Origin of the sequence: Seonamhaeicola sp. (assembly GCF_028281565.1) — a bacterium.
Lineage (GTDB): Bacteria > Bacteroidota > Bacteroidia > Flavobacteriales > Flavobacteriaceae > Seonamhaeicola.
On the sequence record NZ_JANQJQ010000030.1, the window covers coordinates 331,543 to 345,857 of the forward strand.

Genomic DNA, 14,315 nt, shown 5'->3' on the forward strand with positions numbered 1-14,315 from the left:
CTATATTTATTTTCTATCACTATTCTCCCATAGCCGCCATAACTGCAGCTGATAAGCGTTTATAAGTTCCATTTTGAAGTCTGTCCCTAATACCTTCAAAAGCAGCCAGTGTTTCGTTTACATCCTCTAAAGTATGCGTTGCCGTAGGTATTAAGCGTAATAATATCAATCCTTTTGGGATCACCGGATACACTACAATGGAGCAAAAAATACCATAATTTTCACGCAAATCTTTAACTAAAGCCATGGCTTCCGGAATACTTCCCTTTAAATAAACGGGTGTCACACAACTTTGCGTGGTTCCGATATCAAAACCTCTTTCTTTTAAACCGGATTGTAAAGCATTTACATTCTCCCATAGTTTAGCCTTTAATTCAGGCATGGTTTTAAGCATTTCCAAACGCTTAAGTGCTCCAACTACTAATTGCATTTGAAGCGATTTAGCAAACATTTGAGAACGAAGGTTATATTTTAAGTAATCTATAATTTCCTGATCACCTGCAATAAAAGCACCTGTACTTGCCAGGGATTTGGCAAATGTCGCGAAATATACATCGATACCATCCTGAACACCTTGCTCCTCGCCTGCTCCTGCACCTGTTGCTCCTAAAGTTCCAAAACCATGAGCATCATCAACAAATAATCTGAAATTAAATTTTTTCTTTAAAGCTACAATTTCTTTTAAGCGCCCCTGTTCACCACGCATTCCAAAAACACCTTCTGAAATAACCAAAATACCGCCTCCGGTTTGTTCAGCCATTTTAGTGGCACGCTCTAAGTTCTTTTCTAAACTGTTAACATCGTTATGTTTGTATGTAAAACGTTTACCCATATGCAAACGTACCCCATCAATAATACAAGCATGGGCATCAACATCATAAACAATAATATCATCTTTAGCAACCAGTGCATCAATAGTTGATACCATCCCCTGATATCCGAAATTTAAAAGATAGGCTGCTTCTTTTTTAACAAATGACGCTAATTCATCCTGAAGTTTTTCATGTAAATCCGTGTGCCCGGACATCATTCTGGCGCCCATTGGATAAGCAGAGCCGTATTGGGCAGCAGCTTCAGCATCAACTTTTCTAACTTCGGGATGGTTTGCTAATCCTAAATAATCATTAATACTCCATGTAATAACGTCTTTTCCCTGAAATTTCATTCTATTTGAAATTTCTCCTTCTAATTTAGGAAATACAAAATACCCTTCTGCCTGAGCCGCCCATTTTCCTAATGGTCCTTTATCCTTATAAATCTTTTCAAATAAATCTTTCATTTATTATAATCTTATCGCTATTAAATTTTAAGATGAACTAATTAGGTAAGTGCAATAACAAATTAACTAAATAACATTATTTAGATAGAAATCTTTATTAGTTTAGGCCCTAGTTAGTTCGTGCAAAATTAAATATTTTAATGATTTGAACATAATTTTTAGCGTTCAATTATTTACAAAATAAAAAAAGAGATTAAATTCTGTTTTTATAACAAAACGTAATCTCTTTTTTAAACAATTATGTTGTTACTTTATGTATTGAACTTTTTCGGCAGATTCCTCATGAATACTGTCAAAAAAGCCTTGATCATTCATCCATTTATCACTGTAAACTTTGCTCATGTACCGGGAACCGTGATCCGGGAAAATAACCACAACTTTATCTCCTTCTTTAAATGCTCCTGCTTCATCAAGTTGTTTTAACGCCTGAACAACTGCTCCGGACGTATATCCCACAAACATGCCCTCTGTTTTAGCTACTTCTCTGGCAGTATGTGCACTATCTTCATCTGTTACTTTAACAAATTCATCAATGGTGTCAAAATCAGTAGCTGCAGGAATTAAGTTTTTGCCTAAACCTTCTATTCTATAAGGATAAATCTCCTTTTCGTCAAATTCTCTGGTTTCATGGTACTTTTTGATAATAGAACCGTAAGCATCTACACCAATGATTTTGATATTCGGGTTTTGTTCTTTTAAATACTTGGCAGTTCCGGAAATAGTTCCTCCGGTTCCGCTACAAGCAACAAGATGCGTTATTGCCCCTTCAGTTTGATTCCAGATTTCCGGGCCTGTAGAGTGATAATGTGCATCTATATTAAGTTGGTTAAAATATTGATTTATATAAACGGAACCTTTTCTTTCCGCATGCAAACGTTTTGCCACTTCATAATAAGACCTTGGGTCATCAGCACTTACGTGTGCCGGACATACATACACTTTAGCACCCATAGTCTTAAGCATATCTATTTTATCTGGCGACGACTTGGAACTCACCGCTAAAACACATTCGTAACCTTTGATAATACTTACCATAGCCAAACTAAACCCCGTATTACCTGAGGTTGTTTCTATAATAGTATCGCCTGGTTTAAGAATACCTTTCTTTTCGGCTTGTTCAATGATGTAAAGTGCTATTCTGTCTTTTGAAGAATGTCCCGGATTAAAGGATTCGATCTTTGCGTAAAAATCACCTTTAAATTTTGAGGTTATTTTATTAAGCTTAACAAGTGGTGTATTGCCTATTAAATCTAATAAACTATTAAAAACCTTAGTATCTTGTTTCATTAAATGAATTTTATAAGCCTTATAATATTACTAAAATGAGACTTAAAACCTGACAAAAATAATATATTTTTTTTTATTATGCATCAATACCTTCCAAATCTAATAAAAATGCATATTCCATGGCAATCTCTTTCAGACTTTCAAATCTGCCGGACGCACCGCCATGACCTGAATCCATATCCGTATAAAGTAATAACAGATTAGAGTCGGTCTTTAGATCCCTTAATTTAGCTACCCATTTCGCAGGTTCCCAATATTGCACCTGTGAATCATGTAAACCCGTTGTAACCATCATATTGGGGTATGCTTTAGCCTCAATATTATCATACGGAGAATACGATTTCATATAGTTATAATACTCCTGGTTATTCGGGTTTCCCCATTCATCATATTCACCTGTGGTCAATGGTATCGTATCATCTAACATGGTTGTTACCACGTCTACAAATGGAACCGCTGCCAAAATACCGTTATACAATTCCGGATTCATATTGATAATGGCTCCCATAAGCAACCCTCCTGCCGAACCGCCATACGCATACAAATGTTCCTCGGAAGTGTATTTTTGCTCAATTAAATATTTCGAGCAATCAATGAAATCATGAAACGTGTTTTTCTTGGTCAATAGCTTACCGTTCTCGTACCAATCCCTTCCTAAATACTCTCCGCCTCTAATATGAGCAATGGCATAAATGAATCCTCTGTCCAGCAAACTCAACCTAATGGTTGAAAAAGACGGGTCTATAGTGGAACCGTATGATCCATATGCATATTGTAACAAAGGATTAGTACCGTCAAGGCTGATTCCTTTTTTGTAGACCAAAGAGATCGGTATTTTCACACCATCCCTGGCCGTTGCCCAGATTCTGGTCGAATCATAATTATTTTTATCGAATTTCCCACCTAAAACCTCTTGCTCTTTTTTAACTTCACTTTGTTTGGTTTTTAAATCATAATCAATGACCGAACTGGGGGTGGTAAGTGAATTATAAACATAACGTAATGTATGGCTATTAAAATCCGGATTGTTACCAATATAAGTTGTGTAAGTTTCGGAGTTAAATGACACATAATAATCCTCTTTTCCATCCCAACTGATAATCCTGAGTTTATTCAAGCCGTTTTCCCGTTCATTAACCACCAGATAATCTTTAAAAATCTCTATATCTTCCAATAAAACGTCCTCTCTGTGAGGAATAACATCTACCCAATTGTTAATACCTGTATGATGTTCGTCCGTTTTCGATAGCTTAAAATTGGTGGCGCCATCTGAATTGGACATTATATAAAAATAGCCATTGTAATGTGCAATACTGTATTCCAGATCTTTTTGGCGCTCTTGAAATACCTGGAACTCACCGTCAGGATCATCAGCACTTAGAACCCGGTATTCAGTAGATAATGTACTTGAAGAACCAATTACAATATATTTACGTGACTTAGATTTGTAAACAAAAGTATTATAAGTATCATCTGTTTCATGAAATACCTCTACATCTTCTTCAGCACCAGTTCCTAATATATGTTTAAAAATTTTGTGTGACCTGAGCGTCACGTCATCTTTTATAGCATAAAACAAGGTTTTATTATCATTGGCCCATGTAACACTTCCTGTAGTATTCATAATTTTATCATCCAAAACCTCACCGGTTACCAGATTTTTTATCTGGATGGTATATTGACGTCTGCTTACCGTATCGGTAGTGAATGCGGCTAATTTATTGTCCGGACTTATGGCAATACCTCCTAACTTAAAATAAGTATGATCCGCTGCCATTTTATTGCAATCAAATAAGATCTCCTCTTCTGCCTCTATGGTTTCTTTGGTTCTGACATAAACAGGATAGTCCTTGTCTTTTTCATAACGTGTTTTATACCAATAGCCATTCAGCTTATAAGGAACGGTAGTATCATCTTGTTTAATTCTGGATTTCATCTCTTCAAATAAAGTATTTTGAAAAGATTCTGTATGATTCATTACTTGTTTGGTATATGCATTCTCTGCATTTAAATAATCAATAACTTCCTGGTTTTCCCTTTGGTTTAACCAATAATAATTATCAATTCTAGTATCATCATGAATACTAAGTTTTTTAGGTTCTTTTTTTGCAACAGGAGGGGTCTCAAGAATGTTCTTCTCTGTCATTTTGGTTTCTTTTTTACAGGAAAGCGCAAAAATAAGGCTTAAGAATAAAATAAAGCATCCATTTTTCATATTAAAATTTCTTTGAGATAAATTTACCTATTAAATTTGCATCTTTACTATTAAATCAGAGATTTATGTTTGGAGATATGATGAATATGATGGGGAAACTCAAGGAAACCCAGAAAAAAGTTGAAGAGACCAAAAAACGCTTGGATACTGTTTTAGTTGATGAACAAAGTTCCGATAATAAACTAAGTGTGACCCTTACTGCTAACAGGGAAATTAAGTCTATTACCATTGATGATGAACTGCTTCAGGATAAAGAACAACTTGAAGATTACCTGATTTTAACCTTAAACAAAGCTATTGAAAAGGCTACAAAGGTCAATGAATCAGAATTAGCTGCTGTGGCTAAAGAAGGCTTGCCGAACATTCCGGGAATGGATATGTTCAAATAAGATGGTAGACAAAACTACATATCCTTTAAATAGCTTAGTATTATGTCGTGCATAGCATCCGTGTAATCCAAATGCGTCACCATTCTTAATTTATTGCTTCCCATACTGATGATGTGAATGTTTTTATCTGCTAATTTTTGAACGAATACATTTTCGTTTATATCATTATTCAGTTCAAAAATCACGATATTGGTTTCAATGGGCTCCACGGTTTTTATAATTGAAAGTTGAGATAACACCTCGCCTATTTCTTTTGCTTTTTTATGATCCTCTGCCAGTCGCTCTATATGATTGTCCAGTGCATAAAGTCCGGCTGCAGCTAAATAACCGGCTTGACGCATATTACCGCCAAAGACTTTTCTAATTCTTAAAGCGTTTTTCATCAGATCCTCATCGCCTACCAAAACAGAGCCAACGGGACATCCTAGTCCTTTACTTAAACACACAGAAATCGTATTAAAAATGGCACCGTATTGACTTGCAGGTTCATTTTTAGCTACTAAAGCATTCCATAATCTGGCACCATCTAAGTGAAGACCTAAATAGCTATCATTACAAACATTTCTAATTTTAAGTAACTCATCAAAATTCCAACAAGCACCACCGCCTTTATTAGTAGTATTTTCTACAGCTACTAAACTTGATGGAGCATACCAATAGTCACCCGGGTTAATAGCTTCTTTAACCTGTTCCGCCGTAAACATCCCGCTATTCCCATCAATCAATTTACAGGAAGCTCCACTGTTAAAGGCAACACCTCCAGATTCGTAATTATAAATATGGGCATACTTATCGCAAATAACTTGTTCTCCCGGACTGGTATGCAATTTTAGAGCCGTTTGATTGGCCATAGTGCCACTTGGAAAAAACAATGCCTTTGGTTTTCCAAACATTTTGGCAACTCGCTGCTCCAGTTTATTAACTGTTTCATCTTCTCTAAAAACATCATCACCAACTTTGGCATGCATCATGGCTTCCAACATGCCTTTTGTAGGCTTGGTGACGGTATCGCTTCTTAAGTCTATTAACATGGTGTTAAAAATAAGCTAAGTAATTCATATTTTTTTATCTTTAATAAGTAATTTCTTCAACTTAATTCAAAATGAAAAAAAACATTATTCTTTTTACAGTCTGTATTATTTTTTGCTCATTTTCAATTTATACTAGAAATAATTTTTCTCAACTAGTTGATGAAAGTCTCAATGACTATAGTCTAAATGCTCCTGAAAAGATTTATGTACATACTGATAAACCTTACTATTCCTTGGATGAAAACATATGGTTTACAAGCTATTTAGTTGATGGTATCACGCATGAAAAAAGTACAAAAAGTTGGGTGATTCATGTAGAGTTAATTGATGAAAAGGACAGTATTGTTTCAAAGAAGAAGCTTTTTACAAATAATATTTCCGCTGCCGGTGATTTTAGAATTGGCAAAGATTGGAAATCAGGTAAATACCTTTTAAGAGCTTATACGAATTATATGAGAAACTATAGTTCAGACTATTTCTTTAAAAAGGAAATAAATATTTTATCATTAGAAAAAAAGGACAGTATTGAGGGCATACCACAAGCTAAAAACAAGGATATCAAAACAATTGATGATTTTAAACAGATAAAACCCGATTTGCATTTTTATCCCGAAGGTGGAGACCTTGTAAAAGGTATTAGAAGTAGAGTTGCCATTAAAGTTAAAAATATCGGGACCAATGATATTAATCTCTCCGGAGAAATATACAACAGCAATAACGAAGTAGTTTCAGAATTTAAAACAACAACGTTTGGTTTGGGAATATTTACCTTAAAGCCTGAACCTAACCAAGCCTACCATGCAAAATTAATTTTTAATGGTGTGGAGTATGAATACCCCATACCCAATGCCATTCCTGATGGTCATACCCTGGAAGTTGCAAACTCAGAAGGAGAACTTTTAGTTGATGTGAGATCAAACAGGCATAATGGACTTTACAATACATATTTGGTTTTGCACCAAAGAGGTAAACTGGTTTTTAGCAAATTTCAACATCGTGTAGAAGCCAACTACACATTAAAAATACCAACCAATGATCTAAAAGATGGTGTGGCTCATTTAACACTTTTTGATGCCTCTGGGAACCCTACCTGCGAACGCCTGGTTTTTGTATCTAATGATAACAATAAAGGAACTATTGAGATTAATGAAAGTAAAAAATCTTTAGGCAACAGGCAAAAGCAGACCCTAAACATACTTACTAAAGCCCATAATGGGGATGTCTTACCCAGCCGCTTGTCTATGAGTATAAGGGATTTAAACGCTTTCCCTTATAGTAAATACCATAAAAACATAAAAACCTATCTGTTATTAAATTCTGATTTAAGAGGCGCGATTGAAAACCCCGGCTACTTTTTTAACGGGAAAGATGAACTCAAAAAATTGCATTTATTAGATTTAACAATGCTCACAAACGGTTGGAGACGTTTTACCTGGAAAGATATACTTTACAATAAAGAATGGCACCAATTTGAACCAGAAAAAGGCATTTATATCTCCGGGAAAATTAGAAAGTTACAATCCCCTTATAATCCTGTACCGGCGGCTTCTACCAGGTTAACGTTTTACAATGAAAATATAGCGCAAGAACCTATTAAGAAAACAGATGCCATGGGGAATTTTGAATATGGACCGTTTATTTTTTTCGACTCGGTACAGACCATTGTAGAATCCAGGACCTCTCATTTTAAATCTAAAGATGATATCCATCGGAATTTACATATCACTATTAGCCATAATGATAACAGCCCTGAAATCAGTAGAACTAATATTTTTAAGGATAACCAGAATGAAGGTATACAACTAGAAAACTTTCTTAAGATCAACAAATATATTAGAAAGCTCAATTTTGAAATAAATAAGAAACGGGAACGATTAGAAGAAGTTATGGTCATCGCACAATTGGAAAGTGAAGCAGAAAAACGAACCGAAGAACTGAATAACCGCACCAATCATGGTATAACCACACATAGATTAGACTTTGAAGTTGATTTTTTTGATAGCGGACAAAACCTTATAGAAGCTATAGGGTCGGGTGCTATACCCGGAGTAAACGCTTACGAATCACCAAATGGCACTACAGTTGTAAGTATAAGAGGTAACTCTGTGCCTCCTTTGGTTCTTTTAGATCAAATACCCATTAACATAGGGATTCTGAGCAAAATGCATACAACAGAAGTTTCTTTTATAGATATTTTAAAGGGAGCTGATGCTACATTTTACCCCAGAAGCTCAGGTGGCGTCATAGCCATATATACTAAAACTGGTGAAAGGACTACAAATGAACTTCTTAGGATGGCAAAAAGAAAGCCCGGTATTATAGACTTTGCGGCACAAGGCTTTTACACGGCAAAAGAATTTTATGCTCCTGACCATATTAACGGTTTTGATGAATTTGCTGAAGAAGATGTAAGAACCACATTGCATTGGGAGCCAAAAATTGTTGTTAACTCAGACTTTGGGAAAGATATTTCCTTTTTCACCTCAGATACGGACAGTGACTATCTTATAGAAATACAAGGGGTTTCAGAATCTGGTATCCCATTACATGCTATTACCACTTTTTCAGTTGAATAAACAATAAAACTATTAGCAATTAATGGTTTAATGAATCTATACTATTTTATAGAAAACATCTTTTTTTATTAATTCAGACGGTTAAATTTCAAATATAAAACTTATGACCAGCCAACATAAACTAATCATGATTAAGTATACCGGTTAGATTATTAATTATTCGTGCAGTATATGTTTTAAGTGCTTCGTACAATATTCCATAAGCAAAATTTACCGCAGATCAGGTTAAAATAAACAACCCCTTTTATTGGAGTTTTTCAAATTTGGATATTCTACTATGTATGATTAGTTGTTAACAATGTTTGTTTTTTGTGGGAATTATACTTTACCATATCAATAGAAAACCTCTTTTATTAGTATGAGATATTTTTTTATTTTACACTAATAATCAAGGATTTATAACCTGCCCAAAATGTTTCATAAAGCCCTTTGGCAATGCTCAAAATAGCCATTTAACGATAATGCATGTGTTTCATCGTTAATTCAACATTTAACTTCTAATTAAATTTAATTTATATAATAGTTAATAATTTATCATGAATATACAACTAAGTGCGAAAAGCATATTAAAATTCCTTTTAGTAATAATTGCATTGCTATTCCTTTTAAACGTGGTGGATATCTTTTTACGGGTTTATCTTGAACTTGATAACCCTATAATAAATAAATTAACCACATTTTTCAATTTCAATTATGAAAATAGTGTCCCAACGGCATACTCAGCCGTAGCCATCTTATTATGTTCCATTCTGCTATTTATAATTTCTACTGATAATAACCTTAGTAAAAGTAATTCCAGAAAGTGGTTATTTTTATCATTAGTATTTTTATTTCTCTTTTTTGATGAAATCATAGAATTTCATGAAACTATTGATTATTATGTGCAGAGCAGGCTTAACACTACTGGAATGTTATTTTTTGCCTGGGTAATACCATATTCATTATTCGTAGCAGTTTTAGGTTTAGTTTATATCAGGTTTCTTTGGAATCTTAAAAAAAACATCAGGACATTATTCATAGTCTCAGGAATAATTTATGTAGGAGGAGCCATTGGAATGGAACTATTTCAAGCACAGATTATCTATACTACCAGAGAACATAATATTATATACTACATATTTACAAGTATTGAGGAACTCATGGAAATGCTTGGAATTGCAATTTTTATTTACGCCCTTGTATTATATATAGAAACCGAATTTGAATTTTTCCAATTAAAAATTTAAACTTAATATAGGCAAGTTTGTATTTAACCCTGAAAGTATTTAATTGGCTACAATTTAGAACCGTTTGGTTGGTCATAATACCATAAACATTTTAGTAACTTCCAGCTGCCGTTTATTAACTGTTTAGTTTTCTATAAAAGCATCTTCACCAACTTTGGTTTGCATTATAGCTTTCAACATGTCTTTTGTTGGTTTAGTAACAGTATCACTTCTTAAGTCAATCATTTTTTGTTTTATAAACCTACATTATTTGTAGGAAAAGGTTTTTTTGTTAATTTAGGCGCTGATATTTGAAATATAAAACTTATGACCAACAAATATAAGGTTATCGTACTTACTTATGCTGCTACTTTATTAATAATTTGTACTGTTTATGTTTTAGGTACTTTATATAATATTACATATGCAAAATTTACAGCTGATCCTGCAAAAATATATAACGCAAGCCCTTTTACCGGAGTACTCTCAAACCTGGGTGTTCTAATGTGGTGTGTGGCGAGTAGTGTTTGTTTTTTTTCAGGAATTCTATTGTATCGTACCAATAGAAAATCAGCCTTATTTTTATTAGTGTCAGGTATCTTTTCTTCTATACTTCTCTTAGATGACTTGTTTATGATACATGACTATGCTATATATTTAATTATGCCATTTGAGCATGCCCAAAATATTGTTTTAATACTTTACATACTACTCACTTTTTGGTATTTATTCAGGTTTTATAAAATACTTTTGAGTGTGCATTATTACATATTCATTACGGCCTGCTTTTTTTTAGGAATGTCCTTAATTATTGATATGGTTTTTGAAAATAGCGGGTTAGAATACTTTATTGAGGATAGTTTTAAGTTTTTAGGAATTACCAGTTGGATGCTATTTTTCACCTGTGCTTCACATCAATTTTTATCGAAAAAAATTACGACTAAAAATTAACCGGGTAATAAACTTCTTATTTTATCTCTTATAAGATTCAGAAATGGTAAAGGGTCTTTTAAGTAGTATTTTATGGGCGTATTGCGCAATAAAAACTTAATCTTAAATAAAAACAACTTATTGTTTCTAAATGTTTTTCCAATACCCCTTAAGTCCATAAACTTAATATTTCTGTATTCAGGCTTACCAAATGCTATGTCCAAACGCTCAAGGCAATATAAATATGGAAAATTTACTCCTGCTATTTCAGATGCTTCGGTTGTTTCCCAAAACCTGGGATTAATTTCGATAACTTTAAATGTTTTGTCATTAACATCATAACGCATATCAATATGTGCTATGCCGGACCAATTAAGTGATTTAACTAATTTTTTAACAACTATATATAGTTCTTTTTCATGCAAAAACTCCAGTCCAATATTTGGTTCAAATTCACTGTCACCCTGCAAAATCCCCTTTTGAATCGTAAAAGCCAAAATTTTGCCATTTTTGCATAAAACACTGCAATCTATATCATACCCTTGAATATAACTTTGAATTAAAAAAGGGAATTCTACCTTATTTGATGAAAAAAAGTTTTTAACAGATAAACTATCCTTTAATAAAATAATCCCTTTACCTCCACCGCCACCTTCAAAAGGTTTCATCAAAACAGGGAACTCAAGAGGCAGGGTACTTAGATCATCAGTGGTATTATATAATATTGTTTTTGGTGCAGGAATTTGAAAAGACTGCAAGTGCTTTGACAACAGTCCTTTATTGTTTGCCGTATTAAAAGTATTTAGTTCCGGTAAAAGGACCAACTTACTATTCTGAAGTAAAATCGACTTGTTTTTTATCAAAGTTAATATCCCATATTCATCTATGGGCATTATAACATCTATTTCAAATTTTTTAAGTTCTTCATTTAAATTCGAAACCCATTCTGTCTCATTAGCTGCTTTAGGGTAATATGAAAAGTTTTTTACTTTTCTGGACTTTCTAACAAAATCGTTTTTATTATTGGAAAGGGCATAGATTTTTACACCCTTAATTTCAGACAAGCAATTTACAACATATGTTAGCAAATTTGATTCCCCCCCAGGAATCATAACAGAAAAGTTTTTTAAGCTTTTTCGCATATAAATCAGTCTACTATTTCTTTTAATTCCGTTTGAAAATAGAGCAAAATAAATAATTACAAAAATATTTTTTTTTAAAGCGTTCAGATTATCTTTCAAATGCAAAACCTCAACCATAATAAAACACATGAAAATAATAGTTACAGTATCACAATAAATTCTATTTTTGTTCCAAACAAATGTTACTATGATTACATCAGATCAAATTAAAGATCTTAATACCCGCCTTGACAAACTAAGGCACTATCTTTGACATAGATAGAAAGCTTATTGAAATTCAAAACGAAGAAGAACAAACCTTCGATCCCAATTTTTGGGATGACCCTAAAGCTGCTGAAGTGGTTATGAAATCGCTCCGGGTTAAAAAGAAATGGGTTGAAGATTACAGCACAATTAAATCGCAAATAGAAGATTTAGAAGTGTTGTATGAGTTTTATAAGGAGGGTGAAACCTCTGCTGAAGAAGTAGAAGCTCATTTTGAAAAATCTGCCACTATCCTTGAAGATATAGAGTTTAGAAACATGCTTTCGGATGAAGGCGATAGTTTAAGCGCAGTTCTTCAAATCACCGCCGGTGCTGGAGGTACCGAAAGTTGTGACTGGGCCAGTATGTTGATGCGTATGTATTTAATGTATGCTGAAAAAAATGGCTATAAAGTAAAAGAATTAAACTATCAGGAAGGTGATGTTGCCGGCATTAAAACGGTGACCTTAGAGATTGAAGGGGATTTTGCTTTTGGCTGGTTGAAAGGTGAAAATGGCGTACACAGATTGGTGAGAATTTCTCCGTTTGACAGCAATGCTAAACGTCATACCAGTTTTGCATCGGTTTACGTGTATCCGTTAGTGGATGATACTATTGAAATAGAAATCAATCCGGCTGATATTGAAATTACTACAGCCAGATCCAGTGGTGCCGGTGGACAAAATGTAAATAAAGTTGAGACCAAGGTGCAACTGGTCCATAAACCGACAGGCATACAAATTTCATGTTCTGAAACCCGTTCGCAGCATGATAACAGAGAACGGGCCATGCAAATGTTACGCTCTCAGTTATATGAAATAGAGCTTGAAAAACAACGTGCCCAAAGAGATGATATTGAAGCCGGTAAAATGAAAATTGAATGGGGCAGTCAAATTCGTAATTACGTGATGCATCCCTATAAATTGGTTAAGGATGTTAGAACGTCGCATGAAACAGGTAATGTAGACGCCGTAATGAACGGTGACATAGATCCGTTCCTGAAATCATACTTAATGATGATGGGACAAAAACAAGAAGAAACAGACCAGTTATGAACAAAATAGATACTTTTATTTTCGACCTTGGAGGCGTTCTGATCGATTGGAATCCGGAATATGTTTTCTTAGATGAATTTAACGGCGACCGGGAAAAAATGCAATGGTTTTTTGATACTATCTGCACCAGTGATTGGAATGAAAACCAGGATGCCGGTTACCCTATGGCAAAAGCAACTGAAGAGCGTGTAGCTATGTTTCCTGAACATGAAAAGCTTATTAGAATGTTTTACGGCAGATGGATAGAAATGTTAGGCGATGCTATTTCAGGTACAGTCGCGATTTTAAAAAAACTTATTGATTCAAATAACTTCAAAGTGGTGGCTTTGACTAACTGGAGCGCCGAAACCTTCCCTATTGCATTAGACAGGTTTGAGTTTTTACAATGGTTTGAAGGTATCATCGTTTCGGGTGAAGAAAAAACCAGGAAGCCTTTTGATGACATTTACCACTTAACCCTAAATCGATTTGATATAAAAGCTGAAAATGCCATTTTTATAGATGATAATGCCAGAAACATTGAGGCTGCTAATAACTTAGGGATCAATGGCATTCGTTTTAAAAGTCCGGAACAACTAATTGTAGATTTAAAAAAATTTAACATCCATATATAATGATCAAAATATATCATAACAATCGCTGTAGCAAATCCCGCTTAGGGTTAGGTGTTTTAGAAGCTTCAGGCAAAGATTTTGAAATTATAAAATATTTAGAAGCCGTTCCTTCCAAAGAAGAATTACAGGAAATCATTAATCTTTTAGGAATTAAACCAATTGAGCTGGTTAGAAAGAACGAAGCCATTTGGAAAGAAAAATTTAAAGGAAAGGATCTAAGTGATTCCGATCTTATAGAAGCTATGGCAGAACATCCAAAACTTATTGAAAGACCCATTGTTATAAATGGTGATAAAGCAGTTATTGGAAGACCTACAGAAAAGATATTAGAAATAATTTAATCCGGGTA

Annotated in this window: 13 protein-coding genes; 7 read left to right on the forward strand and 6 right to left on the reverse strand. The window is 34.0% G+C overall.

The window, feature by feature from the left end:
* Positions 1-19 precede the first annotated feature (19 nt).
* The 3 genes from Q0983_RS14755 to Q0983_RS14765 form a co-directional block, all read right to left on the reverse strand.
* Entirely contained in the window at positions 20-1,279 is a 1,260-nt protein-coding gene (locus Q0983_RS14755) for an aminotransferase class I/II-fold pyridoxal phosphate-dependent enzyme (protein WP_299554913.1), read from the reverse strand.
* A gap of 246 nt (positions 1,280-1,525) precedes the next feature.
* Positions 1,526-2,566 carry a cysteine synthase family protein gene (locus Q0983_RS14760; protein WP_299554916.1) on the reverse strand — a complete coding sequence of 347 codons (1,041 nt, stop codon included), beginning with the start codon at positions 2,564-2,566 and terminating at the stop codon, positions 1,526-1,528.
* A gap of 76 nt (positions 2,567-2,642) precedes the next feature.
* Positions 2,643-4,712, reverse strand: coding sequence for a S9 family peptidase (locus Q0983_RS14765; RefSeq protein WP_299554919.1), 2,070 nt, complete (start codon positions 4,710-4,712; stop codon positions 2,643-2,645).
* A gap of 134 nt (positions 4,713-4,846) precedes the next feature.
* On the opposite strand from Q0983_RS14765, the gene Q0983_RS14770 reads away from it, so the two are divergent.
* Positions 4,847-5,170 carry a YbaB/EbfC family nucleoid-associated protein gene (locus Q0983_RS14770; protein WP_299554922.1) on the forward strand — a complete coding sequence of 108 codons (324 nt, stop codon included), beginning with the start codon at positions 4,847-4,849 and terminating at the stop codon, positions 5,168-5,170.
* A 14-nt stretch (positions 5,171-5,184) separates the two neighbouring features.
* On the opposite strand, the gene Q0983_RS14775 is transcribed toward Q0983_RS14770, so the two are convergent.
* A complete protein-coding gene (locus tag Q0983_RS14775) occupies positions 5,185-6,201 on the reverse strand; it encodes a GntG family PLP-dependent aldolase (protein ID WP_299554925.1) in 1,017 nt (338 codons plus the stop codon).
* 233 nt (positions 6,202-6,434) lie between these two features.
* On the opposite strand from Q0983_RS14775, the gene Q0983_RS14780 reads away from it, so the two are divergent.
* Complete coding sequence (locus Q0983_RS14780; protein WP_299554928.1) at positions 6,435-8,777, forward strand: TonB-dependent receptor; 2,343 nt, start codon at positions 6,435-6,437, stop codon at positions 8,775-8,777.
* A 536-nt stretch (positions 8,778-9,313) separates the two neighbouring features.
* Complete coding sequence (locus Q0983_RS14785) at positions 9,314-10,003, forward strand: hypothetical protein (RefSeq protein WP_299554931.1); 690 nt, start codon at positions 9,314-9,316, stop codon at positions 10,001-10,003.
* A gap of 123 nt (positions 10,004-10,126) precedes the next feature.
* Here the strand turns inward: Q0983_RS14785 and Q0983_RS14790 are convergent, their stop codons facing one another.
* Positions 10,127-10,228: a beta-eliminating lyase-related protein gene (locus Q0983_RS14790; RefSeq protein WP_299554934.1), complete on the reverse strand. Its 102-nt coding sequence runs from the start codon at positions 10,226-10,228 to the stop codon at positions 10,127-10,129.
* Positions 10,229-10,309: 81 nt separating this feature from the next.
* On the opposite strand from Q0983_RS14790, the gene Q0983_RS14795 reads away from it, so the two are divergent.
* Positions 10,310-10,933: a hypothetical protein gene (locus Q0983_RS14795; protein WP_299554937.1), complete on the forward strand. Its 624-nt coding sequence runs from the start codon at positions 10,310-10,312 to the stop codon at positions 10,931-10,933.
* Here the strand turns inward: Q0983_RS14795 and Q0983_RS14800 are convergent.
* On the reverse strand, positions 10,930-11,976 hold the full coding sequence (locus Q0983_RS14800; RefSeq protein ID WP_299554939.1) for an ATP-grasp domain-containing protein: 1,047 nt from the start codon (positions 11,974-11,976) through the stop codon (positions 10,930-10,932). The genes Q0983_RS14795 and Q0983_RS14800 overlap by 4 nt on opposite strands.
* A gap of 265 nt (positions 11,977-12,241) precedes the next feature.
* Between Q0983_RS14800 and prfB the strand changes: the two genes are divergently transcribed.
* From prfB to arsC, 3 genes are all read left to right on the forward strand, one after another.
* Positions 12,242-13,352, forward strand: a protein-coding gene (gene prfB, locus Q0983_RS14805; RefSeq protein WP_299554944.1) for a peptide chain release factor 2 whose coding sequence is annotated in 2 segments (ribosomal slippage) — positions 12,242-12,304 and positions 12,306-13,352 — 1,110 coding nt in all. Because the reading frame shifts where the segments join, the coding sequence is not laid out codon by codon here.
* Positions 13,349-13,966, forward strand: coding sequence for an HAD family phosphatase (locus Q0983_RS14810; protein ID WP_299554947.1), 618 nt, complete (start codon positions 13,349-13,351; stop codon positions 13,964-13,966). Before prfB ends, Q0983_RS14810 begins: the two co-directional genes overlap by 4 nt.
* On the forward strand, positions 13,966-14,307 hold the full coding sequence (gene arsC / locus Q0983_RS14815) for an arsenate reductase (glutaredoxin) (protein WP_299554950.1): 342 nt from the start codon (positions 13,966-13,968) through the stop codon (positions 14,305-14,307). Before Q0983_RS14810 ends, arsC begins: the two co-directional genes overlap by 1 nt.
* Positions 14,308-14,315 lie beyond the last annotated feature (8 nt).

Excerpts from the sequence above, each read along its gene's own strand:
- Q0983_RS14755 (WP_299554913.1), bottom strand. The coding sequence starts at position 1,279 with ATGAAAGATTTATTTGAAAAGATTTATAAGGATAAAGGACCATTAGGA.
- Q0983_RS14760 (WP_299554916.1), bottom strand. The coding sequence starts at position 2,566 with ATGAAACAAGATACTAAGGTTTTTAATAGTTTATTAGATTTAATAGGC.
- Q0983_RS14765 (WP_299554919.1), bottom strand. The coding sequence starts at position 4,712 with ATGACAGAGAAGAACATTCTTGAGACCCCTCCTGTTGCAAAAAAAGAA.
- Q0983_RS14770 (WP_299554922.1), top strand. The coding sequence starts at position 4,847 with ATGTTTGGAGATATGATGAATATGATGGGGAAACTCAAGGAAACCCAG.
- Q0983_RS14775 (WP_299554925.1), bottom strand. The coding sequence starts at position 6,201 with ATGTTAATAGACTTAAGAAGCGATACCGTCACCAAGCCTACAAAAGGC.
- Q0983_RS14785 (WP_299554931.1), top strand. The coding sequence starts at position 9,314 with ATGAATATACAACTAAGTGCGAAAAGCATATTAAAATTCCTTTTAGTA.
- Q0983_RS14790 (WP_299554934.1), bottom strand. The coding sequence starts at position 10,228 with ATGATTGACTTAAGAAGTGATACTGTTACTAAACCAACAAAAGACATG.
- Q0983_RS14795 (WP_299554937.1), top strand. The coding sequence starts at position 10,310 with ATGACCAACAAATATAAGGTTATCGTACTTACTTATGCTGCTACTTTA.
- Q0983_RS14810 (WP_299554947.1), top strand. The coding sequence starts at position 13,349 with ATGAACAAAATAGATACTTTTATTTTCGACCTTGGAGGCGTTCTGATC.
- arsC (WP_299554950.1), top strand. The coding sequence starts at position 13,966 with ATGATCAAAATATATCATAACAATCGCTGTAGCAAATCCCGCTTAGGG.